Annotated in this window: 2 protein-coding genes; both read right to left on the reverse strand. The window is 33.4% G+C overall.

All coding sequences use genetic code 11. From position 1 onward, the window contains the following. A partial coding sequence (locus tag E1176_RS01200; protein ID WP_222933044.1) for an NADase-type glycan-binding domain-containing protein occupies positions 1-778 on the reverse strand: 778 nt, incomplete at its 3' end. Between the two features lie 6 nt (positions 779-784). After that, a complete protein-coding gene (locus E1176_RS01205) occupies positions 785-1,507 on the reverse strand; it encodes a hypothetical protein (RefSeq protein WP_155208760.1) in 723 nt (240 codons plus the stop codon). Positions 1,508-1,561: the final 54 nt, after the last annotated feature.

The raw sequence follows: 1,561 nt of genomic DNA on the forward strand, positions 1-1,561 counted from the left end.
CAATTTGGCAACCATCAGAGTTAGAATGGTACAAGATGAATTTGCGATCATTGGTAATTAAAGGATCCGTTAAGCCATTAATTGCATCAAAAGTCCTCATGTCTACAGAATTTGATTCATTAAAAGTCACTACATCAGAAGAATACCAGCCGGCATTGTTTTCGATCCTGTATCCTTTGGGGGTTAGTAGATTTTTATCATTGCTTATGATTCTTAATTCAGAAATACAATGATCATTGTACTTATCACCCATCTTCCAATTAGAAATTTCAATAATTATTCTTTTACTTTTTTTATTTATTGTAAATGTTTGGAGTCCAAAAGTGTCTTTACAGTTTAAGCTCATTTTTGAATTGTCATCAAACTTGACAATAAATGTTTCAGTGCGATTATTAGCCTGGTATAAATGTTGGGATTTTAGATAACCATTGGATATTTGAATCTGTTCAATTTCCACCTCCTCAGGGAAGTTTATGGTGAGACTAATTAGGTTTTCATTGTCATTTTTAGCAGTTCCTTCTGGTAGCATATTTTCGTAAACCCATGCTGTTTTCCAATTTCCATCAACCAGATTCTTCAGGTCATATTTTTTGCCTATTGCTGGATCACGATACATTTGTTCAGATGACTTTATTTCGAAATTCTCATAAATCACATATGGAGTTTGAGAGTTTGCCTCTTGCAAAAAGAGGAGGAGGAATATTAAAAGATAGATTAGTTTATTCATGTATGCGTAAATAGTGGTATGAGATGAACTTTCCGATAATTCCTCCATCATTTACAGTTATTCTGTTCTGAGATATTTCAAAGTAGTCGAGTGGTTAACAAAAGAAGACATGTCTGACTCAAGCATTTTAGTGAATATATTCAGTCTAAGAGAAATATAGTCAAAATGCAGGCTGTCTTGATTGTACACGTACTCTCCCGTTCCAGAAACATCTACCTTATACTCGAAGGGTTCATCATAAGTTTTTGATTCACTAAACTTTCCTTCAAATCTGAGATGTTCGGAAATGCTGTCCTCTTCGAAAGTAGGGAAGGTCATTTTCATTTCAAGAAACTGATCACCACTTGTATGATTTCCGCTCATTGGCATCTTTAGTATTATATCTGAATTTTTATTAAAAGATAACGGAATTAGGGCTTCAAATAGCATTTGTGGATGTACGTTTCCGTTGATGAATATTCCGGCTGAATCCATATCCATGACTCTAATAGTTGTGTCGTTCAGTTCAATCTCTCCCAAAACAGGCACTCTTGATTTATTGTTAGTAAATTCAAATATTAAATCAGCAAGTTCATTTTCTTTGATTTTGATTTTAAAAATTCCGTTTAATTCTGTCTCTGATACCTTTGTAATCATTCTGTAAGAGGCATCATAAACTTGAGTTTGTTCAGTAGAAAAGTCTAGCTTAATGTTATTTAGTTCAGAAGTCGTATTCTGGGTGGCTTGTTTACAGCTAGTAAAGATGAGTACAAAGATAATTGATAGAATTATATTTTTCATGTTAATACAATTAGACACAACGACCAGAGTGACACGTAGCTCTGGACTTATTTA

This window comes from Fulvivirga aurantia (assembly GCF_009711475.1).
Taxonomy (GTDB): Bacteria; Bacteroidota; Bacteroidia; order Cytophagales; family Cyclobacteriaceae; genus Fulvivirga; species Fulvivirga aurantia.

Coding starts and splice junctions, on each gene's coding strand:
- E1176_RS01205 (WP_155208760.1), bottom strand. CDS start 1,507: ATGAAAAATATAATTCTATCAATTATCTTTGTACTCATCTTTACTAGC.